Source organism: Rathayibacter sp. PhB179, from assembly GCF_004345345.1.
Lineage (GTDB): Bacteria > Actinomycetota > Actinomycetes > Actinomycetales > Microbacteriaceae > Rathayibacter > Rathayibacter festucae.
The window spans coordinates 638,507-661,964 of record NZ_SLVD01000001.1 but is presented as its reverse complement, the minus strand read 5'-3'; the positions used below and the strand labels follow the sequence as shown (position 1 = coordinate 661,964).

Sequence of the window (23,458 nt, the reverse complement as noted above, 5' to 3'; positions counted from 1 at the left end):
CCCGCGCAGCGGGCGTATCGAGATCCACCGTTGTGCAGAGGTCGGGTCTCGATACGCCCCTGCGGGGCTACTCGACCAGCATGGAACGCGCTCTGCGCTACTCGACCAGCATGGAGCGCGCTGCGCGCTACTCGACCAGCATGGAACGCGCTGCGCGCTGCTCGACCAGCAGGGAAGGGCGGCGTCAGCGGGCGAGGTAGGCGCGCCAGCCGCCGAAGGCGGTGATGTCGTCCGCGCCGGCGAGGGCGATCGGCTCGACGAGGAAGCCGCTGACGAGCGAGCCGTCGGCGAGGGAGACGGAGCCGATGGCCATCGGCTGCGGGAGCGCCGCGACGAAGGAGCCGAACGCGGCCTCCGTCAGCCGGTAGACCTCGACCTCGAGCGCCGCGCCGCCCTCGGCGACCCGCACGACGCCGGGCTTCGGCGGCACGGTCGACAGCGCGTAGAGCCGGTAGTCGGCGCTCGTCGTGGTCGCCTCGACGAACTCCGCGTCGCGATCCGCGAGCTGGTGGTGCAGCGGCTGGTCGCGCAGGTGCGCGCCGGCGACGGCGAGAAGGACGGTGTTCGCGGCGGTGCTCATGAGCGGCTCCAGACGAGGTCGGCGAGCTGGTGGTCGGTGAAGGCGGGGCCGATCAGCTGCACGCCGAACGGCAGCCCGTCGACGACTCCCGCGGGGTAGGCGACGGCCGCGAGGTCGAGCAGGTTCGCGAAGTTGGTGAAGCGCCCGAGCCGCGAGTTGACGCCGATCGGGTCGGCGGCGACGGCCGCGAGCGTCGGGTGCTCGGTCGTCGTCGGCAGCAGCAGCGCGTCGATCCGCTCGAACACGGAGTCCGAGGCGACCCGCGCCCGGTCGAGCCGCTCCTGGTCCTGGAAGAGCTTCCAGGCCGGCAGCTCCCGCGACCGCGCGACGATGCCGCCGACCACCGGGTCCACCTCGTCCGGGTGCGCGTCGACGAACGCGCCGACCGCCGCGTAGCGCTCGGCCACGAACGCGCCGTCGTAGAGCATCCGCGCGGTCTCGAGGAACACCTCGATGTCGAGCTCGACCAGCGTCGCGCCCGCCTCGGCCCAGCGGGCGACCTCGGCGTCGAACGCCTCGGCCCAGCCGTCAGCCAGCTCGCCGAGCTGCCCGGGCCGCGGGACGCCGATCCGCGCGGTGGCGGCGAACGGCTCGGCGACTCCGCTGCGGCTGAGCGGATCGCGCGAGTCCGGCCCCGCCATCACGTCGAGCGCGTGCCGGGCGATCGCGGGATCCGTCGCCATCACCGTCACCACGTCCAGACTCCGGCAGGCCGGCACGACGCCGGCGGCGCTGACCCAGCCCTTGGTCGGCTTCAGCCCGACCAGCCCGTGGAACGCGGCCGGCACCCGGCCGGAGCCCGCGGTGTCCGTCCCGAGCGCGAAGTCCGCGCCGCCGAGCGCCACCGCGACCGCGGAGCCGGACGACGAGCCACCCGAGATCCGCGACGGATCGACCGCGTGCCGCACCGCGCCGTAGGGGGAGCGAGTGCCGACCAGGCCGGTCGCGAACTGGTCGAGGTTGGCCGAGCCGAGCACCACGGCTCCGGCCGCGCGCAGCCGCGCGACCACGGTCGCGTCCTCGGCGGGCGCGTACGCGAACGCCGGGCAGGCCGCCGTCGTCTCCAGCCCCGCGACGTCGATGTTGCCCTTCACCGCGAACAGCAGCCCGGCGAGCGGGAGCGCCGGATCGACGGCGGCCAGCTCCGCGGCCACCTCGGCCTCGGGCCGCAGGGCGATGAACGCCTCGGGCCGGGCGGCCAGCCGCCGGTACCGCTCGGCGACGTGCGCCGCGGGGTCCTGGTGCGCGGGGTCCTGCGCCGGGTCGTCCCTCATGCTGCGTCCTCTTCCTCGGCCTGCTCGGCCCTCGTCTCCAGCACCACGAGCACCGTGCCCGCGGCCACGTGCGCCCCGACCTCGGCGACCACGGCGACCACGCGCCCGGCCGCCGGGGCCGTCACGGGCGCCTCCATCTTCATCGCCTCGAGGGCGACCAGCGTCTGCCCGGCCGCGACCGTCTCGCCCACGGCCACGTCGATGCGGAACACCGTCGCCACGAACGGCGCCTCGACGCCCTCGCAGCCCTCCGGGATCTCCACGGCGGAGGACGCGGGCGGCGCGGGCACCGCCTCCACGCGGTCGAACTCGCCCGACGCCTCCCAGGCGGCGCGCTCGGCGCCGAAGGCCCCGGCCTGCACCGCGCGGAAGTCGGCGATCGACTCCGAGTTCTCCGCGAGGAACTCCTGGTACTCCGCGAGCCCGAACTCGCCCTCCTCGATCCGCAGCGGCAGCCGCCCCGCGGCCATCTCCGAGCGCAGCTCGAGCAGCTCGTCCGGCTCCACCGGGTACCAGCGGATCCGGTCGAAGAAGCGCAGCAGCCACGGCACGCCGGTCTCGAACGCTCCGGCCTGGTGGTGCGTCGACCAGATCGGCACCGTGCGGCCGACGAACTGGTAGCCGCCCGGACCCTCCATCCCGTAGATGCAGAGGTAGGCGCCGCCGATTCCGACGGCGTTCTGCGGCGTCCAGGTGCGCGCCGGGTTGTACTTGGTGGTCACCAGCCGGTGCCGCGGGTCGAGCGGAGTCGCGACCGGTGCGCCGAGGTAGACGTCGCCGAGCCCGAGCACCAGGTACTCGGCCTCGAACACCGTCCGGTAGACCTCGTCGACGCTGTCCAGGCCGTTGATCCGGCGGATGAACTCGATGTTCCACGGGCACCAGGGCGCGTCGTCGCGGACGCCCGCCATGTACCGGCGGATCGCCTCGCGCGTCGACGGGTCGTCCCACGCCAGCGGCAGGTGCACGGTCCGGCTCGGCACGCGCAGATCGGCCGTCGCGGGCAGCAGCGCCTCGGCCGCGAGCACCGCCTCGGCGACCGCGTCGGTCGAGGTCGTCCGCGGGTCGAAGTGCACCTGCAGCGAGCGGATGCCCGGGGTCAGCTCGATCACGCCGGGCAGCGCCGTCTGCTCGAGCGTCTCCGCGATCGCGTGCACGCGCATCCGCGAGGCGAGGTCGAGGCTCATCTCGCCGATCTCGACGAGCAGGTTCGCGTCGCCGCTGCGGCGCAGCACCAGCGACGGATCGCCGTCGTGCGCGGGCCGGCGGTGCAGCACGCCCTGGTCGTCGACCGCCGTGCGGCCGGCCGCGGGCTCGTCGAGCGGAGCGTCGAGCAGCCCGGTCGCCTGCGCCGCGGTGACCGGCACGAAGCGCACGGTGTCGCCGGGGCGGAGCTGCCCGAGTCGCCAGAGGTGGCCGGTCGCGACGCTCGCCGGGCAGGTGAAGCCGCCGAGACTCGGGCCGTCGGGTCCGAGCAGGATCGGCAGGTCGCCGGTGTAGTCGACGGCGCCGACCGCGTACGGGGTGTCGTGGATGTTGGAGGGGTGCAGCCCGGCCTCGCCGCCGTCCTCGCGGGCCCAGTGCGGCTTCGGGCCGAGCAGGCGGACGCCGGTGCGCGCCGAGTTGAAGTGCACCTCCCAGTCGGTGGCGTAGAAGACCGCCATGTCGTCCTCGGTGAAGAACTCCGGAGCGGCGTGCGGTCCCTCGAGTGCGGCGAGCGTCCAGGCGTGCGGGAAGGCGGGGCGCTCCTCCGCCGGCACGATCGCCACCGTGTTCGGGACGCTCGGCGTCCGCAGTCCGAGCACGTCGCCCGGGGCGAGCGCGCGCCCTGCGTGCCCGCCGATCGCGCCGAGGTCGAAGGTGCTGGCCGAGCCGAGCACGAGCGGGATGTCGAGTCCGCCCTCGACCAGCAGGTACAGCCGCATGCCGCTCTCGGCCGTGCCGATGGCGAGCACGCCGCCGGCCGGCACCGCGACCGGCTCCCACTGCGCGATCGGCGCGCCGTCGAGGGTCGCCGGCGCGGGCGCCCCGGTCAGCACCACGCGGGTGGCGGTGTGGAAGCGGAGGGTCGGCCCGCTCATCGTGATCTCGAGTCCCGGCGCGTCCTCCGGGTTGCCGAGCGCGGTGTTGCCGAGCCGGAACGAGAGCGGATCCATCGGCCCCGACGGCGGCACGCCCACCGGCCAGTAGCCCAGGCGCCCGGTCGCGTCCTGCACGGTGGTCAGCATCCCGCCCTTCAGCACCTCGACCCGCGGGCTCGCGTCGCGCAGGTCGTCGAGGGTCGCGGTGGAGTGCTCGGCCGCGAGCACCGAGGGCTCGGCGGCGATCGCCCGCAGCAGTCCGACGTTGGTCGCGATGCCGTCGACCCGGGTGGCGGCGAGCGCCCGTCCGAGCGCGGCCCAGGCCCCCTCGCGAGTCGCGCCGCTGACGACCACCTTCGCGAGCAGCGGGTCGTAGGAGGTGGAGACGTCGCTGCCGGGGCGGATCCAGCCGTCCACGCGGACGTCGTCCGGGAACTGCAGCCCGGTGATGGTGCCGGAGCTCGGCGCGTTGCCGAGGTCCGGGTTCTCCGCGTAGACCCGCGCCTCGACGGCCGCCCCGCTCGGCTCCGGGACCGCGTCGAGGAACGCCGTCTCGCCCTGCGCGAGCCGCAGCATCCACTCGACCAGGTCGATGCCGTAGCGCGACTCCGTCACCGGGTGCTCGACCTGCAGGCGGGTGTTCACCTCGAGGAACGCCGCCTCCTGCCGGACCGGGTCGTAGATGTACTCGACCGTGCCCGCACTGCGGTAGCCGGCCTCGGCGCAGAGCCGGCGCGACGCCTCCGCGATGCGCTCGCGCACGGCGTCCGGCAGATCCGGCGCGGGGCTCTCCTCGACGACCTTCTGGTTGCGGCGCTGCAGCGAGCAGTCGCGGTCGCCGAGCGAGACCACGCGGCCGGCGCCGTCGCCGAAGACCTGCACCTCGACGTGCCGGGCGCGCTCGACCAGCCGCTCCAGGAACACGCCGGCGGAGGAGAAGCCGGCCTCGGCCAGGCGCCGCACCTCGCGCCAGGCGGCGCGCAGCTCGGCCTCGTCGCGGCAGGCGCGCATGCCGATGCCGCCGCCGCCCGCCGTCGCCTTGAGCATCACCGGGTAGCCGATCCGGTCGGCCTCGCGGGCCGCGTGGTCGGCGTCGTCGAGCAGCCCGGTGCCGGCCAGCAGCGGCACGCCCGCGCGCTCGGCTGCGTCGCGCGCGGTGTGCTTGGCGCCGAACACCTCGAGCTGCTCGGGAGTGGGGCCGACGAAGACGATGTCGGCCGCCGCGCAGGCGCGCGCGAACTCGGCGTTCTCGCTGAGGAAGCCGTAGCCCGGGTGGATCGCGCCGGCGCCGGTCTGCGCGGCCGCCGCGAGGATCCGGTCGATCCGTAGGTAGCTGTCGGCCGCGGGCGCCGGGCCGAGCCGCACCGCCTCGTCGGCGAGCGCGACGTGCGCGGCGCCGAGGTCGGCGTCGGAGTAGACCGCGACCGTGCGCAGGCCCATGGCCTTCGCGGTGCGGAGGATGCGGACCGCGATCTCGCCGCGGTTGGCGACGAGGAGGGTGTCGAAGGTCATGCGGTGCCCGTTCCCGCGTTCTCGCCGCTGTGCACGATCATCTCCGCGCGCGACGGGTCGAAGCCGTTGCACGGGTTGTTGATCTGCGGGCAGTTCGAGACGACGACGAGGGTGTCCCGCTCGGCCCGCAGGGTGACGCTGAGGCCGGGGGAGGAGATGCCGTCGACGATCCCGAGGGCGCCGTCCGGGTCCACCGGCACGTTCATGAACCAGTTCACATTCGAGACCTGGTCGCGCTTGCCCATCCCGTGCCGGGAGAGCTCGGCGACGAAGTTCTCCGCACAGGCGTGCTGCGCCGTGGTGTGGAAGCCGTAGCGGAGCGCGTTGCTCTCCTTCGAGCAGGCGCCGCCGAGGGTGTCGTGGCGCTCGACGTCGGTCGCCACGACGGTCAGCAGCGGGCGGTGCTCGGCGTCGCGGAGCACCGAGCCGGTGACGAGGTAGACCGTCTCCTGCGCCTGCAGCGTCGCGGCGGCGGAGTAGGCGGTGCGGTCCTCCGCGTCGTAGGCGAGGAAGTCGACGGCCTGGTTGCCGTCGACGTCGACGATGGTCAGGTGCTCGCCGCGCTTCAGGAGGCGGGACCAGGGGGCGCGGGCGGCGACCGTCTCGCGGTGGGTCTCGGTGCCGTAGGCGGTGGTGGTGTCGCTGCTGCTCGTGCTCGTGTCGGTGCCGGTGGTGCTCATGCGATGCCCCTCGCGCTCAGGTACTCGTCGGTCTGCAGGAAGGCGCGGCGGCCCTCGGGAGTGGCGTCGCGCTCGTCGGCGCTCGCCGGCTCGCCCGCCCAGGCGTGCACGTCGACCGCGCCGACCGTGAAGTCCGGCCGCGGGTCGAGCGGATGCGCGGTGTTCGCCAGCAGGACGATCGCCGGCATCTCCAGCCGCAGCGTCACCGAGCGGCCGGGGCCGGCGCCGCCGAGCCACTCCGGGCTGCCGTCCTCGCGGATCCGCACCCCCTGGAAGTACGAGACGCTCGGCGGCAGATCGCGCCGGCCGAGCCCGTGCTTGGCCGCGCCGAGCAGCAGCAGCTCGCGCCCGGCCGGCGACGGGCCCTGCGGCGAGCCGTCGCCGTAGCGCTCGACGTTCCGCGCCAGCGCGGTCGTGCCGTAGATCGTGTCGTGGCGGCCGGAGTCGTCGGCGACGACGCTCGCGAGCACGCGGCCCTGGTCGCTGAGCAGCAGCTGGCCGGCGCCGGCGTAGACCTGCCACTGCACCTTCACGGTGTCCGCGACGTTCAGCCGCTCGTGCGGCTCCAGCGCGTTGTAGACCAGGAGCGAGACGCACGCGTCGCCGGTGACGTCGGTCATTCGGAGGTGCGTCCCGCGGGCGAGGACGCGGTGGCCGTAGCCGCCGCCCTCGATCCGCTCGGACCAGCGCAGGTCCGCCGGGGCGACGCCCTCCGGCGCGTCGGGGCGCGTGGTCGCCGCCGCCGCCTCCTGGGCGCGGGCGTGCTCGCGCGCACCCGCCGTGGTCGAGGTGCCTGATGTCGTCATGCTGCGCCTGCTCCGTCTGCTGGTCCGGTCGCTGCCGGGGTTTCTATCGCTCGACAGGAAGTCAACCGCGCCCCCGTGTCGCCGCTGTGACCCCGACGTTGCGATCGTGTTTCGCGCGCGTCCCACCCCACCCCACTCTCCAGAAGTTGTCGTACTCGACCGCCGAGTACGACAACTTTCGAGGAGCGGAGGGGGCTCCGGGCGCTGCTACGGTCGAGCGCATGTCGAGCGCACCCCCCGGACGGCCGCGCGCCTCCGGGGCGTCGCTCACCGGGCTGGGCACGCGGGCGGACATCCTCGCGGCGAGCGCGGCGCTCTTCTGCACCGAGGGGTTCGGCGGCACGAGCACGCACGCCATCGCCGCGGCGGCGGGCATCCGCCAGGCGTCGCTGTACCACCACTTCGGCGGCAAGCACGCGGTGCTGCTCGAGCTGCTGCTCGGCACGGTGCAGCCCTCGCTCGACACCGCCGCCGTGCTGCTCACCCGCGACGAACCGCCGGCCGCCCGCCTCTGGGCGCTCTGCGTCTCCGACGCCCGCCTGCTCGCGGCCGGCGAGCACAACGTCGGCGCGCTCTACCTGCTGCCCGAGCTCGGCGACGAGCGCTTCGCCGTGTTCCGCGACCGCCGCTCCGAGCTGGAGACCGCCTACCGCACCCTCGTCGCGGCCTGCGGCGCCGCCGACCCCGCGACCGGCGCCTCGCTCGTGCTCGCCCTCGTCGAGAACGTCATCCTCCAGCGCCGCCGGCAGCCCGCCGAGCCCGGCCCCTCCGCGGAGGCGGTCGCCCTCGCCGCCCTCCGCGTCCTCGACCTCTCGCGCCCCGCCGTCGCCGAGGCGCTCGCCGAGGGCCCGGCCCTGCTCGCCCACCTGCGCTGACGCCCCGCCGCCACTCCTGAGTGCCCACCCACTCCCGAGCGCCCGCCCACTCCCGAGCGCCCGTCCACTCTCCAAAAGTTGTCGTACTCGAGCGCCCGATACGACAACTTTTGAGGTGTGGCCGAGGGGCCCGCGCGCCGGAGTTAACAGGATCGACCCACGCCCGAAAAGAACCGCGACCGAGCGCGCGGCAGGATCCGTGTCTATCAACCGATAGAAACACCCCGCCGCACCACCCAGCAGCTCGGAGCACGCATGATCATCCTCGGAGTGGGGATCACCGTCGTGGTGATCCTCGCCGTCGGCATCGCGGTCGCCCGCAAGATCGACGGCGACAGCGCCAACTACCTCGTCGCCGGACGCCGCCTCGGCATCCCGCTCGTCGCCGTCAGCCTGACGGCCGCCGCGGTCGACTCGAACGCCACCGTCGGCAACACCGACCTCACCTCGCAGTTCGGCTTCTGGGCGGGCGCCTCGCTCGCGATCGGCCTGGCGATCTGCCTCCTGATCACGGGCCTCTTCCTCGCCAAGCCGATGAACGCGATGAAGCTCTTCACCCTCGCCGACTTCTTCCGGATGCGCTACGACCGCACCACCGAGGTCGTCGCCTCGGTGATCATGGTCTTCTCCTTCACGATCCTGCTGGCCGGCAACCTGGTGGCCTGCGGCTTCCTGCTCGAGCGCTTCGCCGGCATCCCGTACGCCTGGGGCGTGATCCTCTCGGTCGCCCTCGTGCTCAGCTACACGATCGCCGGCGGCCTCTTCTCCGACGCGTACACCGCCGCCATCCAGACCGTGATCACGGTCGTCGCGGCGATCTCGCTGCTGGTCTGGGTCGCGCTCGCCTACGGCATCGTCATCCCCGAGGGCATGGGGCCGTTCGACTTCGAGCAGCTCACCGACCCGGCGATGGGCGCCCCCGTCAACTGGGCCACCCTCGTCGCCCTCGGCATCGGCGACCTCGTCGCGATCGACTTCATGCAGCGGATCTTCGGCGCCAAGTCGCCCGAGGTCGCCCGCCGCGCTTGCTACGCCGCCGCCGTCGGCACCGCGGCGATCGGCTCGATCTTCGCCATCGTCGCCCTCAGCGCCACCGCCGTCCTGGGCCTCTCGGCCGCCGACGGCCCGGTGCTGTTCACGCTGCTCGACGACTACGCGCCGCCGGTCATCGCGATCCTGGTGCTCTCCGGAGTCGTCGCCGCGTCGTTCTCGACGGCGTCCGGCGCCATCCTCGCCACCTCGGCGATCGTCGTCCGCAACGTGCTCTCGGTCCGCCGCCACTCCGGCAGCGGCCCGGACCCGCTGCTGCGCTGGACCCGCGTCGCCATGGTGCCGATCGTGATCCTCGGCTCGTTCCTCGCGATCCGGGTCAGCCAGACCGGCATCCTGCTGACGCTCGCGTTCGACATCATGCTCGCCTGCCTCGCCGCGCCCTTCCTGCTCGGCGTCTTCTGGAAGCGCCCCGGAGTCGTCGCCGCGCTCACGGCGGCCGGCGTCGGCCTGGTCGTCCGCCTGGTCTTCCTGGCGCTCACCCCGACGCTCTACGGCGTGCCGAACGACATCCTCTACGTCCCGAACGACCTGATCGGCGCCGGCTTCGACGGCTACGCCACCCTCGTCGCCGCGGCGATCGGCTTCGGCACCTTCATCGTGGTCGGCCTCCTGGCCCCCCGCACCCCGCGCGAGCTCGCCGGTGAGCGCTCCGTCCGCACCGAGCTCGACCGCGAGCAGCAGGGCGCCCTGGAGCCCGCAGGAGTCTGACCCCCTCCGCGAGCCTGCCTCTCTCCGCGAGATGCCACTTGTGAGCGCTTTCCACGGCGTGTCGCGCTCATAAGTGGCATCTCGCGGGGGGCGGGTCACGGGAGGGGGAGCAGGACCGTCGGGGCGGGCGCGGCCTCGCGGCCCTCGAAGGCGACGGGCTGGCAGACCATCAGGTAGTCGCCGGGCTCGACCTGCGCGAGGTCCGCGTTCTCGAGGATCACGACGCCGGCGCCGCAGAGGATCACGTGGGTCGGCCACTCCTCGGTGTGCGCGGGCGCCTCCATCGTCATGTAGTCCAGGCCCGCGAAGAGCACGCCGTGCTCGACCAGCCAGCGCGCGCCGCTCGGCGCGAGGCCGACCCAGGTCTCCGACTTCACCGCCCGGGTCAGTGCATCGGTCGAGTTGCGCGTGCGGAACAGCACGCGCACGGCCCCCTCGGCACCGGCCGCGACGAGGTCCTCGTCCGTGATCTCCTCCGCGACGTGCCGCAGATCGAGCACCCGGACCGGCCCGACCACGCTCTCCAGCGCGATCTCGTCGACGGTCGCGCCGCCCGGCACGAAGTGCGACGGCGCGTCGACGTGCGTGCCGGTGTGCGCGCCGATCAGCCAGCGCGAGACGTCGGAGGGGTAGCCGTCCACGATCTGCTCGACCATCTCGTAGGTCGGCCGACGGCCCCAGTGGAGCATCTCGGTGGTGATCGGGATGTTGATCGGGATGGCGCCGGTCATGCGAGCCCTCGTCTCGTGCGGGAGGATGGTCGTGGATTCATTCACGACTATATTGGATCCAATCCGACGTGCTGCAGGAGGTTCCCGTGATCGCCGACGACTGGCCGGCCGCCCTTCCGCTCGGCCGCCCCCGCCGCCTCGTCCCGCTCGTGCTCGGCCACGAGCCGATCGCCGAGTCGATCTCGCTCCGCGGCGGCGACCCGGCGCGCTTCCTGCTCGAGCCGGTCACCGGCGCCGCGATCGACCTCGGCGACTCCTGGATCCTGATCGACGGCGGCTTCCACCTCGACCGGGTCCGCGACCCCGCCCAGCGCGCCGCGCACTACGACTACGAGAGCTACACCGCCGTCGTCCCGCCCGGCGACGCGCTCGCCGAGCAGATCGCGGCGGCCGGCCTGCGCTGGGAGGACCTCGCCCTCGTCGCCCTCTCGCACCTGCACCTCGACCACACGGGCGGGCTGCGCCTCGTCCCGGCCGGCACCCCCGTCGCCCTGCAGCGGCGCGAGTGGGAGTGGCTCGGCGAGGGCCTCGGCCGCCGCGAGACCGTCGTCCCGCAGGACCTCCTCGACGCCGACGTCCGGGTGGTGCTCCTCGACGGCGACACCGAGCTCGCCCCCGGCGTGGCCGCACTCGACACCCGCGGGCACACCCCGGGCCACCAGTCGTTCCGGATCGACCTCGCCGACCGCTCGATCGTGCTCGCCTGCGACGCGGCGGACCTCCGCCGCAACCTCGACGAGCGCACCGCCTGCGGCTGGACGGCGCGTCCCGGCGACGCCGAGGCGGCTCAGCGCGCCGTGGAGCGCCTCGCCGACCTCGCGGCGGAGCCCGGCGTCGAGGTCTGGCCCGGTCACGACCCGGAGTGGCCCGCCTGGCAGCGCTGAATCGCGCGTCTCCGGCGGAACCGGTACACAACTAAGGCTGGATGCCCCGATCGACGCGATCTCTCGCGATTTCGGGCCGTTCAGCCTTAGTTGTGCACGCCTTCCGCGCGAGACGAGGCGTCCGTCACTCCGCGGCGCGGCCCGAGTCCTCGATCAGCCGGACCTTCACGTTCACGGCGAGCGGGCCGGTCACCGACGGCTCCGCGTCGAGCAGGCGCCGCAGCTCCTCGCCGACGGCGCGCAGGGTCTCGGGCGCGGGCAGCGCCGCGGTCGCCGCGATGTGCGCGCTCACCGTGGTGAAGCCGTCCGAGCGGTCGATGTCGACGAGCACGTCGGGCTGCCGCAGGGCGAGCTTCACGGCCAGCGCATCGGCGGCCGCCTCGAGGATCGGCTGGGCCGGATAGACGCCGGTGACTCCCTCGGAGTCGCGGATCGCCGCGGTGAGGCGCTGCGAGAGCGCGGTGTCGTCGCGGGCGGTGTCCTCGCGGGCCGAGTCGTCGAGGGCGCTGTCGTCGAGGGTGCTGTCGTCGGTCCCGGTGCTGTCGATCCCGGTGCTGTCGGTCGCAGTGCTGTCGGTCACGGCTGGTCCTCCCTGCTCGGGTACACGTCGTCCACGGTCACGTCGATCGCGCCGACGACGAGCTCGGTGTGCCGCTCGAGGGCGTAGCGGATCCGCTCGCGCAGGCGGTCCGCGGCGGTCGCCACCGGCACGCCGAACTCGAGCGCGAAGGTGACGTCGACCCGGATCACCGCGCCCGGCGTCCCGACGTCGCCGTCGAGCGTGCAGCGGCCCATGATGACGCCGCCCATGGTGTCGCCCGCGCGCCGGATCATCCCGCGCACGGCCGCCTCGGTCAGCGCGAGCCGCAGCGTGGGGTCGGGGTGGCGGATCGGCACGTCGCGCCCGGAGCGCACCTCGGACCGGATCGCGTCGAGCAGCCCGGCGATCCAGACCTCGTCGCGGTCCGGCTCCGCGTCGGCGCGGCGGCGCAGCGCGGTGGCCGACAGCTCGTTCAAGCGGGTGAGGTTCGCGAGCGCGAGCCGGCAGGCCGCGGAGCCCTCGATGGAGGGATCGACGGGGGTGCGCCCGCGGTCGAGGTACTCGCCCAGCTCCTCGAGCGTGTGGCCGTCGAGGTCGTCGTCGGGCACGTCGTTCTCGGGCACGGCGTCGACGGGCACGGCGTTCTCGTCGGGCTCGGCGGTGGGCATGTCGTCGGTGGTCATCGCCATGCCTCCAGTTCGTGGAGCAGGAAGCGGCGGGCTCGGGCGAGCAGGCCGCGGACCGTCGAGACGGGGAGTTCGAGAGCGTCGGCGATCTCCTGGTAGCTGTAGCCGGCGGTCTCGCGGAGCAGCCAACAGCGTCGCTGATCGGGGGGCAATCGGTCCAGTGCCTCCCAGACGGCGTCCAGCTGGAGCCGCGCCTCGACGATCCGCTCGGGCGAGTGCTCGGCGGGGGCGGGCGGGTCCCAGTCGTCGATGTCGTCGTGGCGGCGCCGGACGCGGATCCGGTCGATCGCCTTGTGCGAGACGATCCGCATCAGCCAGTTGCGGATGTGCGCGGGGCTGTCGAGGTCGCCGAGGCGGCGCCAACCGGTGAGGAACGCCTCCTGCACGATGTCGTCGGACTCCGCCTCGGAGCCGAGCAGCTTGGCGGCGTAGACCCGCATCAGCGCGCCGTGGCGCCGGGCGAGCTGCTCGAACGCGGCGACGTCGCCGTCCACGGCCCGCGAGGCGAGCGTGGCGTCGGAGGCGCGGAGCAGCGGGTCGTCGGGCCGCGCGTCGTCGGGCTGCGCCGCGGGCAGTGCCTCCGCCACGATCGCCACCTCCCGCCGTTCCGCCGTCGTTCCACGCCTGCGGGCGTTCTCCGCAGGCGCCGCTCCGAATGCCTATCAGCCTCCACCCTCCCCGGCGAATCCGCTGGCCGGATTGCGAGCACGCCCCGGATCCGTGACGTTTCCGGCCGTCGACCCGTCTGTATCTGTAGAGCCCCGAGGCCCACCCCCGTCCGCCTCTGATCTCCCAGACCCCGAGAGAAGCCCGACCATGCACACCTCCCCGCCACCGACGGCACGCCCGGCCGTCCCCGGCTCGACCGCGACCCCCGGCTCGACCTTCACGATGGGCAGCCCCTTCGCCTCCGCCGGCGACCTCCCCGGCGGCACCGAGCGGCGCTTCGAGGCCGCCGGAGGCGACCCCGCCGAGGCGTCCGCGGTCTACGCCGAGGCGTACGGCGGCGGCTCGTTCCGCGTGGAGCCGGGCTCGCGCGGCTTCTCCTTCCGCTACGCCTACCGCGGGAGCGAGCGGGTCACCCTCCGCACCTCCGACTGCGCGGGCGCGCTGACCGGCGAGATCGCGCACCTGCGCGAGTACGTCGTCGGCTGGTTCCGCGCCGGCGGCGGCCAGCTCAACCTGCGCCCCTTCACCCGCACCGGAGCCGCGTCCGCGCCGTTCCTGCTGCCCGCCGAGCGCCAATTCGGCCTGGCCTACCAGCCGCACCGGCAGAACCTCGTGCACTTCGCACCCGGCTTCCTCGAGGACGTGGCGACCGAGTCGCACTCCGGCCCCCGCCAGCCCGTCTCCTTCGACCACGAGGCCGACGCCGACCCCGGCGTCCTCGCCCGCTGGCGCACGGCCGTGACCGACGCGACGGCCGCGCTCGCGAGCGCCGCGATCGCCCCGCTGGTGCGCTTCACCGCCGAGCTCAACCTGGCCCGCGCGCTGCTGCTGCTCTTCCCGTGGCGCGCCTGGGACGTCCCCGCCGTGCTGCGCCGCCCCTCCGCCTCGCGCACCCGCGTCGCCCTCGACTTCCTGCAGCACCACGCGCACGAGCCGATCACCCCGGCCGACGCCGCCCGCGCCGCCGGCCTGCACACCCGCACCCTGCAGCAGGCCACCCAGCGCCACCTCGGCGTCTCGCCGTCGGTCTACCTCCGCGACGTCCGCCTCGACCGCGCCCACCACGACCTCGTCGAGGGCGACCCCTGCTCGACGACCGTCGCCGCCGTGGCCCGCGACTGGGGCTTCGGCAACCTCGGCCGCTTCGCCAGCGCCTACCAGACCCGCTTCCAGGAGCTGCCGAGCCACACGCTGCGCCACTGAGCGCGCGGCCGCCGCGCCGCGGACGTCACTGCCCGCCGATCATCGCGAGCGACGGCGCGCGGCCCTTCTCGATGTGGGTGAAGGCGATCGACTCGGCGAGGCGGTCGTTGCCCGCGCGGATCGCGTCGAGCAGGCCGTGGTGCTCGTCGGACTGCTGGCGCTGGTCGCGGGCGCTGGTCAGGTAGAACAGCCAGGTCATCCGGCCGGTGACGGCGCGCATCAGCGAGGAGAGCAGCGCGCTGCCGGCCACCTCGACGATCGCCTCGTGCACGACGGTCGAGGTCTCGGCGACCTCCAGCCAGTCCTCGCTGTCGAGGGCGTGGTGCTCGGCGTCGATCGCGTCGAGCAGCGGAGCGAGGGAGGCGCCGCGGGCGACGGCCTGCGCCGCGAGGCGCGCGGCGAGCGTCTCGAGGCTCAGGCGGACGTCGAAGAGCTCGACCACGTCCTCGACGCTCCACTGCGCGACGCGGGTGGAGCGACGGGGCAGCATCCGCACGAAGCCCTCGTTCGCGAGCTGCGGCACGGCCTCGCGCACCGGCAGCCGCGAGACGTGCAGCTCGGCGGCCAGCGAGGCCTCGACGAGCCGCGACCCCTGCGGGTGCTGGCCGAGGATGATCTGCCGGCGCAGCGTCCGGTAGGTCTGGCTGGCGAGCGACTCCTCGGTGCTGGCGAGTGTCATGACGGTCCTCCTCGCGACGCCGGTGCGACCATTCAACACGCTCGGCCGACCCGGTGCGCTCGCCGTCCGGAGGCGCTCAGCCGCCGGGCCAGCTGCGCTCCTTCGGCAGCGGCCGGGCGTAGCTGTCGATCCGGCTGGTGCCGAGCCGCTGGCGGACGAGGGTCTCGACGAGGGCTGCCGCCGCGGCGACGCCGTCGACGACCGGCACCGGCAGCCGCGCGCCGACGTGCTCCTCGAGTCCCGCCATGCCCGCGCAGCCGAGGCAGATCACCTCGGCGCCGCGGGCGATCGCGCGCTCGCCGGCGGCGACGAACGCGTCGAGGGTGGCCTGCGGATCCTCCTCCAGCTCGAGGACGCCGAGCCCCGTGTCCTCGATCGCGGCGCAGTGCGCGATCAGGCCGGCGGTGGTGAGGCTGTCCTCGATCTGGCCGACCGCGCGGCGGACGGTGGTGACCACCCCGTAGCGGCGACCGAGCAGCATCGCGAGATGCGCCGACGCCTCCGTGATGTCGACGACGGGCACGTCGAGCAGCTCGCGCGCGCCCTCGCGGCCGTGCTCGCCGAAGCCGGCCATCACGACGCCGTCGATGCCGGCCGGCAGCCGCTCCAGGGTGTGCAGGACGGCCGCGGCGCTGAGGAAGCTGTCGTACCAGCCCTCGGCCGAGGCGACGCCCCAGCTCGGCGTGATCGCGACGATCTCGGTGCCCGGCCCGACGGCGAGCCGGGCGCGGGCGGCGGCCGTCTCGGTCATCGACTCGGTCGTGTTGCAGTTGACGACGGCGATGCGCATCAGCGGCCCGCCGCCGCGGGGACCCCGGACAGCCGGACAGTGCTGCCCGCGTCCCGCAGCCGCGCGAGGTCGATCAGCGCGGCGGCGACGGCGAGGTCCTGCGCGGCGAGGCCGACGGAGTCGAAGACGGTGATCTCGTCGTCGCGCGTGCGGCCGGGAGCGGTCCCGGCCACGACGTCGCCGAGCTCGAGGAGCCCGGCCGCCGCGTCGAGGGCGCCCTCCGCGATCGCGCGGACGAGGTCGCCGGACTTCGCCCGCGCGGTCGCCGCGCTGTCGACGACGAGCGTGCCGAGCGCCATCGCGGCGGAGTCGAGCTCGCGGTGCTCCGGCCGCGGGCGGGCGCCCACGGCGTTCACGTGCTGGCCGGCGTGCAGCCAGGCCCCGCGCACGATCGGCTCGACCGACGGCGTCAGCGTGCAGAGCACGTCGGAGCGCTCGGCGACGGCCCGCGGATCCGCGGCGCGGGTCACGGGGCGCCCCACCGCCTCCTCGAACCGGTCGAGCGTCGCGTCCGACCGCGACCAGACCACGATCTCGTCCAGGTCGCGCACCGCCTGCAGCGCGCGGACGTGCGCGACGGCGAGGTTGCCGGCGCCGATCAGCCCGAGGACCCGGCTGTCCGCCCGGGCGAGGTGCCGGGTGGCGACCGCGGAGGCGGCGGCGGTCCGGGCCCGGGTGATCAGCGCTCCGTCCAGGACGGCCACGCACTCCCCGGTGAGCAGCGAGGTGACCAGGATCGTCGAGCGCTGCGTCGGCAGCCCGCGCGCCGCGTTGCCGGGCAGGTCGGCCATCAGCTTCACGGCGGCCAGGCCCAGGGCGTCGGAGCGGACCGCCATCGGCAGGATCAGCCCGTCGTCCTCGCCCGCGAGGGCCGTCGGCGCGCCCTGGTGCAGCGCGCCGGAGCCGAGGTCCGCGAACACCTGCTCGACCGCGCCGAGCACGTCGACGTCGGGGAGCAGCCCGGCGATCTGCTCGGAGGCGAGGACGAGCGTCATCAGCGCGCGCCGACCGTCGTGCGGCCGGTCAGCTCGGCGAGGGAGGGGGCGCGGGTGACGAGCCCGGCCTCCGCGAGGATCCGCATCCAGCGGTCGGAGGCGGCCTCGTCGATCACGGTCGTGTCCCAGACCCCGCCGGCGGCCATCTCGTCGGCGGCCTCGTGCAGCAGCACGGGGTCGCGGTCGGGCCAGCGCGCGGCGAGCACCGCGTCGATCTCGGCGCCGGCCTCGCCCGCCGTGATCCTCTGCATCGCCGTCTCGATCGCGTCGACGAAGCGCTCGGTGCGGTCGGCGAGCTCCTCGACCCGCTCGGTGCGCGTGTAGTAGACGCTGTTGGGCATCACGCCCGCGTCGAGGTGGCGGAAGACGATCTGCCCGCCGCCGGCCGCGACGAGCTCCTTCGCCGAGAGCAGGTCGAGCACGATCGCGTCGCCGAGGCCGTCGCGGTAGAGCTCGAGCATCATCGCCGTGGACAGGTCGCGCGCCCAGCGGGTGGCCGAGACGTCGAGGCCGGCCTCGCGGATCAGGCCCGCGGTGAACTCGAACGGCGCGCTGCCGCCGGCGCCCGGGGCGAGCACGACCTTGCCGGCCAGCCAGTCCAGGCCGACCGGTCCGGAGCCGTCGCGGGCCACGATCGTCATCGGGAAGCGGTGGTTGAGCTGGCCGACGACGGTCAGCTCGCGGCTGGTGCCGGCGTACATGCCGGGGACCCAGAGCCCGCCGAGGGCGAGGTCGGCGGCGCCGGAGTCGAGGTCGTCGAGGACGCCGGTCCAGGGGTCGCAGGCGGTGGCGGTGACGGCGAGGCCGCGCTCGGCGAACAGGCCGCCGACGTCGGCGACGTACTCGGGGAGGTAGTTGAGTCCGTTGGCGGTGGCCGAGACGGTGAGGGTGTCCATGGTGCTCCTTGAGGTGCTTGTCCGGTGGTGGGTCGTGCCCCCGACGCCGGAGCGCCGGGGGCACGGGTGGGTCAGTGGGCGGCGGCGGCGATCGCGTTCTCGTTGACGTCCTCGAGCGAGCGTCCCCGGGTCTCCGGGGCGAAGCGGGAGGCGACGACGAGCACCGCGTACATCACGGCGGCGAGGCCGAAGACGCCGGCGAAGGCGAACGAGCCGTAGAGCGCGACGGCGAGGAACGGCATGACCGCTCCGGCGATGTTGCCGATGCCGTTGACGATCGAGGCGCCGGAGGCGCGGATCGCGGTCGGGAAGATCTCGGCGGTCCAGGTGGCGAGGGTCGTGTTGGTGACCATCGTGAAGAACTGGAAGAGCGCGCCGAGCACGAGGATCGCTCCGGTGCCGTTGCCGAAGCCGGCGAAGGCGAGCGCGGTGAGGCAGCCGAGGACTCCGGCGGCGCCGACGGCGGTGCGGCGGCCGACGCGACCGGCGATCAGGGCCGCGGTCGTCGCTCCGAGGAGCGAGCCGATGTTCATGATCATCGTGTAGAGCAGGCTCTCCGAGACGGAGTAGCCGCGCTCGACCAGCAGGGTCGGCATCAGGAAGTTCAGCGTGACCTGCGAGCCGAAGGCCATCCAGGACGCGATGCCGAGGGCGGCGGTGCGGCGGATCACCGGGCGGCTGAACACCGCGGCGGGGGAGGCGGACATGTGCACGGGCGGCAGGTCGTCCGGCGACAGCTCGACGGGCGGGCGGGCGGTGGTGGGGGTGAGCGAGTTCGAGGCGAGGATCGCGAGCGAGCGGTTCGCCTCCTCCGTGCGGCCCTGCGAGAGCAGCCAGCGCGGCGTCTCCGGCAGCTTGCGGCGGTAGAAGACGACCAGCAGCGCGGGGACCGCGAGGATCACGAACGACCAGCGCCAGACCGAGTCGGGGCCGCCGAGCGGGGTCTCCAGCGGGCCGAGCAGCAGGAGGAACAGGCCGTAGGAGAGGAAGTTGCCGAGGCCGCCGGCGCCGACGTTGACGGCGCCGATCGCGGTGCCGCGGAAGCGGGTGGAGACCATCTCGGAGAGCATGACCAGGCCGATCATAAACTCGCCGCCGATGCCGATGCCGACGATCAGGCGGCTGACGAGCAGCATCTCGTAGTTCATCGCGACAGCGCTGAGCAGTCCGCCGAGCGTGTAGATCAGCAGGTTCAGGCTGAGCGAGAAGCGGCGGCCGTAGCGGTCGGCGAGGTAGCCGGCCAGCAGGCGGCCGATCAGTCCGCCGATGACCGTGGCGGTGTTGATCGTCGTGAGCTGGATGTCGCCGATCTGCAGCGTCTCCTTGATGTGGCTGCCCATGGCACCCACCGAGTTCTGCTCGAGCGTGTTGAAGAACTCCCCGGCGAGGATCAGCAGGAAGATCCAGAACTGCGCGCGGGTGAAGCCGATGGAGTCGAGGACGGAGGCGACCGTGTGTCCGGAGGCGGGCGGAGCGGTGGTGCGGGATACAGCTGACATGTGTAGCTCCCAGCAGGGCGAGGGGTGAGGCGGCTCCAGAGTGATGGTCACCGCGAGGACTCCTCTTTTGTATCCCAAACACCGTTTCGGGCAGGTTTCCACGATGCTACAACCTGCGCACGCAGGCGCCGAATCGGGCGAGAGGGCGCTTTCGGTGGGGTGATTCCGCTTCTGCTGTATACAAAACGGGTCTGAACGCAGTGCGGAGCCCGCCCCGAGCCCGCCCCACGACTGCGCGGAGCCCGCCCTGAGCCCGCCCGGACGCTCGCACGGACGCCCGTTTCACCGACAGCTGCCGCGCATCTCCCGGGCCTGTGGACGGCGCTGGCCGCAGAGCGCGTCGTCGCTCGACGTTTCCTGCGCACTGGCTGATCCGGCGGGACGATCCCGGAGCCGCGCACGTCTGATTCATGTGCGACGGATCGTCGTCACCGCGACCGAGTCGCGCATCACCTTCTATCAGGGAGAGCATCATGACCAACGTCACCCCCAGCACCCTCGCCACCACCTCGGCCAAGCACGGCACCGAGACCTCGACCGGCAAGAACACGATCGCCGACGGCGTCGTCGAGAAGGTCGCCGGCATCGCCGCCCGCCAGGTCGCCGGCGTCCACGACCTCGGTGGCGGAGCCGCCCGCGCCATCGGCGCCATCCGCAACGCGATCAACGCGCAGGACCGCGGCCAGGGCATCTCCGTCGAGGTCGGCGAGAAGCAGGTCGCCGCCGACATCACCGTCGTCGCCGAGTACCCCGTCGCGCTGCAGAAGCTCGCCGACAGCATCCGCTCCGCCGTCTCCGAGGCCATCTCCTCGGTCGTCGGCATGGAGGTCACCGAGGTCAACGTGACCATCGCCGACGTCTACATCCCCTCGGACGACAAGGACGAGGACACCGAGAGCCGCGTCAAGTGACTCCGTCCCACCTCGGCCTGATCCTGGGCGCCGTCCTCGCCGTCACCGGCCTGGTCTTCGGCTTCTGGGCACTCCTCTGGGTCGCCCTCGCCATGGCCATCGGCTACGGCGTCGGCCGCGTCGTCGAGGGCAAGCTCGACCTGAGCTCGCTCGCCGACACCCTCCGCGGGCGGCGGTCCTCGTGACCGCGGCGGTGATGGCCGACCAGGCCCGCCACGGCCGCACGACGATCACCTCGCGCGCCGTGCGCAGGGTCGTGTCGGCCGTCACCGCGGAGGCGCTCGACGTCGACGCGTCGGACGTCTCGGTCGAGCTGGACGACGACGGGGGGAAGCTGCACGTCACCGCGCAGGCCCCCCTGCGCATCCGTCCGCTCGGCGGGGGGACCGCCGCTCCGGCACGGTCCTCAGCCGTCTCAGCACGGCCCAGTCCACCATCCGCACCCGCTGCCTCGAGCTGACCGGGTCCACCATCGGGCGCGTCGACCTCCGGATCACCGGGGCCGACCTGCGCGAGCGAAGGAGAGTCTCGTGACGACCCCCGCAGCCTCAGGGACCCGCTCCACCGGAGCCCTCTATCCCCGGCTCGTCCGGCGCGAGATCACCTCGTCCCGCTCCACCTCGGCGATCGTCCTCGCGGTCCTGCTCATCCTCGTCTTCGCGTGGATCGGCACGGAGGCGGTGCTCGCTGCCCTCGGGCAGCCCGCGCTGCTCGTCGCCCCGCAGGACGGCGCGGCCGCGGTGCTCGGCGCCGCGAGCGCTCCCGTCCCGCTGATCGTGGCCGGCGGAGTGGTCGCCGCGCTGATCGGGCTCGTCCTGATCGTCGTGTCCTTCTCCCCGGGTCGTCGCGGCCGCCGCCGCGCCGCCGCCGACCGCACCGCGGCCGTCATCGACGACCGCGTGATCGCGCAGAGCCTCGCCCGCACCGCCGCCTACGCCGGCGACGTCGACCCCGACCAAGTGTCGGTGTCGATCGGCGGACGCACGGCCGGTGTCACCGTCGGCCGCACCTCCGGGCGCAGCCTCGACGTCGGCACCATCCGCGAGGCGGTCGACGCCGAGCTCGCCGGCTACGACATCAGCCCGAAGCTCACGGCCCGCGTGCGCCTGTCCGAGAAGGGGACGGTCCGATGACCACCACCAACCGGTTCCTCAACCGCCTCCTCCTGTTCGTCGTGGGCCTCGTGCTCCTGCTCGCCGGCGGTGCCGTCGCGGCGGGAGCGCTGTTCCCCGACGTCCAGCAGACGGTCTCCACCGGCGCGGAGGACGCGACGCAGCCCACCAGCGACGCCCTCTCCGGCGGGCAGCCGTGGATCCTCTGGGTCACGGCCGTGGTCGCCCTCGTGCTGATCCTGCTGCTGGTGCGCTTCATCGTGCGCCAGGGCCGGGGACGCACGTCGACCCTGCTGCGCGTGGGCTCCGGCTCCGGCGCGGGCACGCCGACCGGCGGCTCCGTCACCATCGACGCGAAGGTCGCCGAACACGTCCTCGAGGAGGCGCTGTCGCACGATCCCTCGATCGTCGCGCTCGACGTCACCGCCTTCGAGGTCAAGCACCGCACCGTCCTCCGCGTCACCGCGCACACCCGCCGCGGCGTCTCGCCAATGCGGACCCGCCGCGCGATCGACGACGCGGTGAAGAGCTGGGACGCTGTGCTGGGCGAGGAGACCCCCGTGGTCATCCAGATCGTCAGCGGCCTCCGCACCAGGATGAGCAGCAGCGCCCGCGTGCAGTAGCGGCGTCCGCGCCGCCCCGTGCCGCGCACCCGCCGCACCGGACGATCCGGCCCTCCCGCTCGGGAGGGCCGGAAGACCACTGAGGAGTACCCCATGACCGACACCGTCGGAACGAACGACCTCCGCGCCATCGACGGCGCGCACCCGGAGGACGAGTCGATCGAGCGACTGCTCGCGACCGCCGCCGCGGAGACCACCGCCGGTGTCACCGGCGTCCACCACCTCGGCGGCGCCGCCGCCCGCACCCTCGACCGCGCGACCCGCGCCGTCCTGGGCACCAGCACGAGCCCCGGCGTGAGCATCGCCCGCGTCGACGGCGCGCTCGTCCTCGACCTCGACCTGGTGTCGGAGTACCCGCGCCCCGTCCAAGAGGTCATCGACGCCGTCCGCGAGCAGGTCGGCAAGGCCGCCGCGCAGCTGACCCGCGAGCGCGTCGTCGTCAACGTCAACGTCACCGACGTGCACGGCCCCTTCGACCCGATCGAGGTGCCGGACTCCGAGCGCGAGGACGGCCCCTCGCTGGTCGAGAAGGCCGGCGACGCGATGGACTCCGCCCGCGAGAAGGGCGGCGCCGCCCTCGACTCCGCCCGGGAGAAGGGCGCCGCGGCGCTCGACACCGCCCGCGAGCGGACCGCCGACGCGCTCGACGACGCCTCGGACCGCCTCGACGAGGCCGCCGACCGCGCCGCCGAGTCGGACGCCACCGCGGACTCGCTGTCCGACGAGGTCACGACCCGGCCGGCTGCGCCCGTCACCGACGCTCCTGTCGCCGAGCGCGCCGACGACTCCGAGCACGACTCCGTCGAGACCGTCGTCGTCACCGCCGACGCGCCCGCCGCCGAGTTCGTCGTCCGCGTCGAGGTCGAGCCGGTGGACGCCGACACCTCGGCCACCGACGCATCGGCCGACGACACCTCTGCCGACGACGTCTCTGCCGACGACATCTCGGCCGACGACGCCGATGTGATCGTCGCCGAGCGCCGCGGGTCGGAGTAGGCCGTGCGCACCCGCTCCTACGGCTCGCGCCGGAAGCCGCGCGCGGCCTGGGCCGCCCTCGCGACCGGCGTCGTCGTCAGCTTCCTGATCGTCGTCGGCGTGCTGCTCCCGGTGCTCGGCCTGATCGGCGCGGCCGACGCGACGACCGCGGGCGTCCTCGACGTCCCGGTCGGCGCGATCACCCTCTCGATCGTCCTGAGCTACCTGATCGCCCTGGCGTGCCTCGCGCTGGCTTTCGTCTCCCGGAACGCCGCCCTCGCCTGGGTCGCCGCGGTCGCCGCCGTGATCGCCACCCTCGTCGGCTCCGTCTGGCCGCTGCTCGCCACCGCCTTCGCGAGCGTCGACCAGGCGGGCGACGTCATCCCCTTCATCCAGGACCTGATCGCCCGCGTCACCGGCTGACCCCGCTCCGCATCCCGCCGGTCGAGCAGGCGAAGCCGCTTCGCGCCTCCGCGGTGGGGAGTGGACGCGGCGGCCGCCCTTTTTCATGCTGGTCGAGTAGCCCCGAAGGGGCGTATCGAGACCCACCGTCATCCGCACGGCGGTCTGCAGGCTCGTCTCCCGACGCGAGCGGACCTCCACACGCCCGCTGCGCGTGCTGTGCGACCACCGGAGGGCCCGCTCGAACGGTGTGGAGCGCTCGAGCGCTGCAGAACATCAGCTGAGAAGGGGTG

Annotated in this window: 25 protein-coding genes; 11 read left to right on the top strand and 14 right to left on the bottom strand. The window is 73.9% G+C overall.

What is annotated here, in order from left to right:
• Positions 1-184 precede the first annotated feature (184 nt).
• The 5 genes from EDF43_RS22075 to EDF43_RS03070 are packed head-to-tail and all read right to left on the bottom strand — an operon-like array spanning position 185 to position 6,933.
• On the bottom strand, positions 185-580 hold the full coding sequence (locus EDF43_RS22075; protein ID WP_207901611.1) for a hypothetical protein: 396 nt from the start codon (positions 578-580) through the stop codon (positions 185-187).
• Positions 577-1,854, bottom strand: a complete 1,278-nt coding sequence (gene atzF / locus EDF43_RS03085) for an allophanate hydrolase (RefSeq protein ID WP_207901610.1) — start codon at positions 1,852-1,854, stop codon at positions 577-579. The genes EDF43_RS22075 and atzF overlap by 4 nt, the downstream gene beginning before the upstream one ends.
• The gene (gene uca, locus EDF43_RS03080; RefSeq protein ID WP_132435398.1) at positions 1,851-5,447 is read right to left on the bottom strand and encodes an urea carboxylase; all 3,597 of its coding nucleotides are present in this window, start codon (positions 5,445-5,447) and stop codon (positions 1,851-1,853) included. The genes atzF and uca overlap by 4 nt, the downstream gene beginning before the upstream one ends.
• On the bottom strand, positions 5,444-6,127 hold the full coding sequence (locus EDF43_RS03075; protein WP_132435396.1) for an urea amidolyase associated protein UAAP2: 684 nt from the start codon (positions 6,125-6,127) through the stop codon (positions 5,444-5,446). The genes uca and EDF43_RS03075 overlap by 4 nt, the downstream gene beginning before the upstream one ends.
• Positions 6,124-6,933 carry an urea amidolyase associated protein UAAP1 gene (locus tag EDF43_RS03070; protein ID WP_132435394.1) on the bottom strand — a complete coding sequence of 270 codons (810 nt, stop codon included), beginning with the start codon at positions 6,931-6,933 and terminating at the stop codon, positions 6,124-6,126. The genes EDF43_RS03075 and EDF43_RS03070 overlap by 4 nt, the downstream gene beginning before the upstream one ends.
• A gap of 221 nt (positions 6,934-7,154) precedes the next feature.
• On the opposite strand from EDF43_RS03070, the gene EDF43_RS03065 reads away from it, so the two are divergent.
• Together EDF43_RS03065 and EDF43_RS03060 are read left to right on the top strand one after the other, a co-directional pair.
• Entirely contained in the window at positions 7,155-7,808 is a 654-nt protein-coding gene (locus EDF43_RS03065) for a TetR/AcrR family transcriptional regulator (protein WP_132435392.1), read from the top strand.
• 255 nt (positions 7,809-8,063) lie between these two features.
• On the top strand, positions 8,064-9,569 hold the full coding sequence (locus tag EDF43_RS03060; protein WP_123734537.1) for a sodium:solute symporter family protein: 1,506 nt from the start codon (positions 8,064-8,066) through the stop codon (positions 9,567-9,569).
• Between the two features lie 95 nt (positions 9,570-9,664).
• Here the strand turns inward: EDF43_RS03060 and EDF43_RS03055 are convergent, their stop codons facing one another.
• Positions 9,665-10,300 (bottom strand): cyclase family protein, encoded by a 636-nt coding sequence (locus EDF43_RS03055; protein WP_123731646.1) that lies wholly within the window; start codon positions 10,298-10,300, stop codon positions 9,665-9,667.
• Positions 10,301-10,386: 86 nt separating this feature from the next.
• Here EDF43_RS03055 and EDF43_RS03050 point away from each other — a divergent pair, with 86 nt between their 5' ends.
• Positions 10,387-11,184 carry an N-acyl homoserine lactonase family protein gene (locus EDF43_RS03050; RefSeq protein WP_165908996.1) on the top strand — a complete coding sequence of 266 codons (798 nt, stop codon included), beginning with the start codon at positions 10,387-10,389 and terminating at the stop codon, positions 11,182-11,184.
• Positions 11,185-11,308: 124 nt separating this feature from the next.
• Here the strand turns inward: EDF43_RS03050 and EDF43_RS21675 are convergent, their stop codons facing one another.
• From EDF43_RS21675 to EDF43_RS03035, 3 genes are read right to left on the bottom strand one after another with little or no spacing between them, the layout of a single operon-like run.
• Positions 11,309-11,764, bottom strand: coding sequence for a hypothetical protein (locus tag EDF43_RS21675; protein ID WP_165908995.1), 456 nt, complete (start codon positions 11,762-11,764; stop codon positions 11,309-11,311).
• Positions 11,761-12,408, bottom strand: a complete 648-nt coding sequence (locus EDF43_RS03040) for an Asp23/Gls24 family envelope stress response protein (RefSeq protein WP_132435389.1) — start codon at positions 12,406-12,408, stop codon at positions 11,761-11,763. The genes EDF43_RS21675 and EDF43_RS03040 overlap by 4 nt, the downstream gene beginning before the upstream one ends.
• Complete coding sequence (locus tag EDF43_RS03035; protein ID WP_347812534.1) at positions 12,405-12,998, bottom strand: sigma-70 family RNA polymerase sigma factor; 594 nt, start codon at positions 12,996-12,998, stop codon at positions 12,405-12,407. Before EDF43_RS03035 ends, EDF43_RS03040 begins: the two co-directional genes overlap by 4 nt.
• A 229-nt stretch (positions 12,999-13,227) precedes the next feature.
• On the opposite strand from EDF43_RS03035, the gene EDF43_RS03030 reads away from it, so the two are divergent.
• On the top strand, positions 13,228-14,283 hold the full coding sequence (locus EDF43_RS03030) for a helix-turn-helix domain-containing protein (RefSeq protein ID WP_132435387.1): 1,056 nt from the start codon (positions 13,228-13,230) through the stop codon (positions 14,281-14,283).
• A 25-nt stretch (positions 14,284-14,308) separates the two neighbouring features.
• On the opposite strand, the gene EDF43_RS03025 is transcribed toward EDF43_RS03030, so the two are convergent.
• The 5 genes from EDF43_RS03025 to EDF43_RS03005 all read right to left on the bottom strand — a co-directional run bounded on the left by EDF43_RS03025 (position 14,309) and on the right by EDF43_RS03005 (position 19,142).
• Positions 14,309-14,962 carry a GntR family transcriptional regulator gene (locus EDF43_RS03025; RefSeq protein WP_132435385.1) on the bottom strand — a complete coding sequence of 218 codons (654 nt, stop codon included), beginning with the start codon at positions 14,960-14,962 and terminating at the stop codon, positions 14,309-14,311.
• Between the two features lie 76 nt (positions 14,963-15,038).
• On the bottom strand, positions 15,039-15,752 hold the full coding sequence (locus tag EDF43_RS03020) for an aspartate/glutamate racemase family protein (RefSeq protein ID WP_104226500.1): 714 nt from the start codon (positions 15,750-15,752) through the stop codon (positions 15,039-15,041).
• On the bottom strand, positions 15,752-16,747 hold the full coding sequence (locus EDF43_RS03015; protein ID WP_132435383.1) for an ornithine cyclodeaminase family protein: 996 nt from the start codon (positions 16,745-16,747) through the stop codon (positions 15,752-15,754). Before EDF43_RS03015 ends, EDF43_RS03020 begins: the two co-directional genes overlap by 1 nt.
• The gene (locus EDF43_RS03010; RefSeq protein WP_104238902.1) at positions 16,747-17,643 is read right to left on the bottom strand and encodes an ABC transporter substrate-binding protein; all 897 of its coding nucleotides are present in this window, start codon (positions 17,641-17,643) and stop codon (positions 16,747-16,749) included. Before EDF43_RS03010 ends, EDF43_RS03015 begins: the two co-directional genes overlap by 1 nt.
• 71 nt (positions 17,644-17,714) lie before the next feature.
• Positions 17,715-19,142: an MFS transporter gene (locus tag EDF43_RS03005; RefSeq protein WP_243646212.1), complete on the bottom strand. Its 1,428-nt coding sequence runs from the start codon at positions 19,140-19,142 to the stop codon at positions 17,715-17,717.
• A gap of 473 nt (positions 19,143-19,615) precedes the next feature.
• On the opposite strand from EDF43_RS03005, the gene EDF43_RS03000 reads away from it, so the two are divergent.
• The 7 genes from EDF43_RS03000 (at position 19,616) to EDF43_RS02970 (ending at position 23,186) form a co-directional block, all read left to right on the top strand.
• Positions 19,616-20,053 carry an Asp23/Gls24 family envelope stress response protein gene (locus EDF43_RS03000; protein WP_123705848.1) on the top strand — a complete coding sequence of 146 codons (438 nt, stop codon included), beginning with the start codon at positions 19,616-19,618 and terminating at the stop codon, positions 20,051-20,053.
• A complete protein-coding gene (locus EDF43_RS02995; protein ID WP_123734545.1) occupies positions 20,050-20,238 on the top strand; it encodes a DUF2273 domain-containing protein in 189 nt (62 codons plus the stop codon). Before EDF43_RS03000 ends, EDF43_RS02995 begins: the two co-directional genes overlap by 4 nt.
• Positions 20,235-20,513 (top strand): hypothetical protein, encoded by a 279-nt coding sequence (locus EDF43_RS02990; RefSeq protein ID WP_243646211.1) that lies wholly within the window; start codon positions 20,235-20,237, stop codon positions 20,511-20,513. The genes EDF43_RS02995 and EDF43_RS02990 overlap by 4 nt, the downstream gene beginning before the upstream one ends.
• A 70-nt stretch (positions 20,514-20,583) precedes the next feature.
• On the top strand, positions 20,584-21,186 hold the full coding sequence (locus EDF43_RS02985) for a DUF6286 domain-containing protein (RefSeq protein ID WP_123705847.1): 603 nt from the start codon (positions 20,584-20,586) through the stop codon (positions 21,184-21,186).
• Positions 21,183-21,788: a hypothetical protein gene (locus tag EDF43_RS02980; RefSeq protein WP_123447470.1), complete on the top strand. Its 606-nt coding sequence runs from the start codon at positions 21,183-21,185 to the stop codon at positions 21,786-21,788. Before EDF43_RS02985 ends, EDF43_RS02980 begins: the two co-directional genes overlap by 4 nt.
• Positions 21,789-21,881: 93 nt before the next feature.
• Positions 21,882-22,784, top strand: a complete 903-nt coding sequence (locus tag EDF43_RS02975; RefSeq protein ID WP_132435381.1) for an Asp23/Gls24 family envelope stress response protein — start codon at positions 21,882-21,884, stop codon at positions 22,782-22,784.
• A 3-nt stretch (positions 22,785-22,787) separates the two neighbouring features.
• Positions 22,788-23,186, top strand: coding sequence for a hypothetical protein (locus EDF43_RS02970; protein WP_132435379.1), 399 nt, complete (start codon positions 22,788-22,790; stop codon positions 23,184-23,186).
• The last annotated feature ends 272 nt before the right edge of the window (positions 23,187-23,458 follow it).

Excerpts from the sequence above, each read along its gene's own strand:
- EDF43_RS22075 (WP_207901611.1), bottom strand. The coding sequence starts at position 580 with ATGAGCACCGCCGCGAACACCGTCCTTCTCGCCGTCGCCGGCGCGCAC.
- atzF (WP_207901610.1), bottom strand. The coding sequence starts at position 1,854 with ATGAGGGACGACCCGGCGCAGGACCCCGCGCACCAGGACCCCGCGGCG.
- uca (WP_132435398.1), bottom strand. The coding sequence starts at position 5,447 with ATGACCTTCGACACCCTCCTCGTCGCCAACCGCGGCGAGATCGCGGTC.
- EDF43_RS03075 (WP_132435396.1), bottom strand. The coding sequence starts at position 6,127 with ATGAGCACCACCGGCACCGACACGAGCACGAGCAGCAGCGACACCACC.
- EDF43_RS03070 (WP_132435394.1), bottom strand. The coding sequence starts at position 6,933 with ATGACGACATCAGGCACCTCGACCACGGCGGGTGCGCGCGAGCACGCC.
- EDF43_RS03065 (WP_132435392.1), top strand. The coding sequence starts at position 7,155 with ATGTCGAGCGCACCCCCCGGACGGCCGCGCGCCTCCGGGGCGTCGCTC.
- EDF43_RS03060 (WP_123734537.1), top strand. The coding sequence starts at position 8,064 with ATGATCATCCTCGGAGTGGGGATCACCGTCGTGGTGATCCTCGCCGTC.
- EDF43_RS03055 (WP_123731646.1), bottom strand. The coding sequence starts at position 10,300 with ATGACCGGCGCCATCCCGATCAACATCCCGATCACCACCGAGATGCTC.
- EDF43_RS03040 (WP_132435389.1), bottom strand. The coding sequence starts at position 12,408 with ATGACCACCGACGACATGCCCACCGCCGAGCCCGACGAGAACGCCGTG.
- EDF43_RS03030 (WP_132435387.1), top strand. The coding sequence starts at position 13,228 with ATGCACACCTCCCCGCCACCGACGGCACGCCCGGCCGTCCCCGGCTCG.
- EDF43_RS03025 (WP_132435385.1), bottom strand. The coding sequence starts at position 14,962 with ATGACACTCGCCAGCACCGAGGAGTCGCTCGCCAGCCAGACCTACCGG.
- EDF43_RS03020 (WP_104226500.1), bottom strand. The coding sequence starts at position 15,752 with ATGCGCATCGCCGTCGTCAACTGCAACACGACCGAGTCGATGACCGAG.
- EDF43_RS03015 (WP_132435383.1), bottom strand. The coding sequence starts at position 16,747 with ATGACGCTCGTCCTCGCCTCCGAGCAGATCGCCGGGCTGCTCCCCGAC.
- EDF43_RS03010 (WP_104238902.1), bottom strand. The coding sequence starts at position 17,643 with ATGGACACCCTCACCGTCTCGGCCACCGCCAACGGACTCAACTACCTC.
- EDF43_RS03005 (WP_243646212.1), bottom strand. The coding sequence starts at position 19,142 with ATGTCAGCTGTATCCCGCACCACCGCTCCGCCCGCCTCCGGACACACG.
- EDF43_RS03000 (WP_123705848.1), top strand. The coding sequence starts at position 19,616 with ATGACCAACGTCACCCCCAGCACCCTCGCCACCACCTCGGCCAAGCAC.
- EDF43_RS02980 (WP_123447470.1), top strand. The coding sequence starts at position 21,183 with ATGACCACCACCAACCGGTTCCTCAACCGCCTCCTCCTGTTCGTCGTG.
- EDF43_RS02975 (WP_132435381.1), top strand. The coding sequence starts at position 21,882 with ATGACCGACACCGTCGGAACGAACGACCTCCGCGCCATCGACGGCGCG.